This window comes from Thalassospira australica, assembly GCF_000763295.1.
Lineage (GTDB): Bacteria > Pseudomonadota > Alphaproteobacteria > Rhodospirillales > Thalassospiraceae > Thalassospira > Thalassospira australica.
Genome location: NZ_JRJE01000014.1, coordinates 1 through 1163, shown reverse-complemented (window position 1 = coordinate 1163; position 1163 = coordinate 1). Strand labels below are relative to the sequence as shown.

Annotated in this window: 1 protein-coding gene; it reads right to left on the bottom strand. The window is 56.0% G+C overall.

The features are described 5' to 3' along the window. On the bottom strand, positions 1 to 1163 hold a 1163-nt coding region (gene tuf, locus JF44_RS0109045; protein WP_033068671.1), incomplete at both ends, for an elongation factor Tu.

Here is a 1163-nt window from a genome sequence, read left to right as displayed (position 1 = left end):
ACAACGCCCGCGCCGACGGTACGACCGCCTTCACGGATTGCGAAACGCAGACCTTCGTCCATTGCGATCGGTGCAATGAGGGTTGCGGTCATCTGAACGTTGTCGCCCGGCATAACCATTTCCGTGCCTGCCGGCAGCTCGATCGAACCGGTAACGTCAGTCGTACGGAAGTAGAACTGCGGACGGTAGTTCGAGAAGAACGGCGTATGACGGCCACCTTCATCCTTGTTCAGGATGTAGGCTTCTGCTTCGAATTTGGTGTGCGGGGTGATCGAGCCAACGTGGGCCAGAACCTGACCACGTTCGACGTCTTCACGCTTGGTACCACGCAGCAGCGCGCCAATGTTGTCGCCAGCTTCGCCCTGGTCGAGCAGCTTGCGGAACATTTCAACGCCGGTAACGATGGTTTTAACGGTGTCTTTGATGCCGACGATTTCGATTTCTTCGCCAACTTTAACAACACCGGTTTCAACACGACCGGTCACAACCGTACCACGACCCGAGATCGAGAACACGTCTTCGATCGGCATCAGGAACGGCTTGTCTTTCGGACGGTCCGGAGCCGGGATGAATTCGTCAACCGCTTTCATCAGCTCGAGGATAGCGTTTTTGCCGATTTCGTCATCGCGACCTTCCAGAGCAGCAAGAGCAGAACCCTTGATGACCGGAATGTCGTCGCCCGGGAAGTCGTAGGACGACAGAAGTTCTCGGATTTCCATTTCGACGAGCTCAAGAAGCTCTTCGTCATCGACCTGGTCAACCTTGTTCATGAACACGACAAGCGCCGGAACACCAACCTGACGCGCAAGCAGGATGTGCTCACGGGTCTGCGGCATCGGGCCGTCTGCTGCCGAAACAACAAGGATACCACCGTCCATCTGTGCCGCACCCGTGATCATGTTTTTAACATAGTCAGCGTGGCCCGGGCAGTCGACGTGTGCGTAGTGACGGTTTTCCGTCTCATACTCAACGTGCGCGGTCGAGATCGTGATACCACGAGCTTTCTCTTCCGGTGCTTTGTCGATGTCGCTGTAGTCCTGGAATGAACCGCCGCCTGCTTCTGCCAGAACTTTGGTGATTGCTGCGGTCAGCGTGGTTTTACCGTGGTCAACGTGGCCGACGGTGCCTACGTTAACGTGCGGTTTTGTACGCTCAAACTTTTC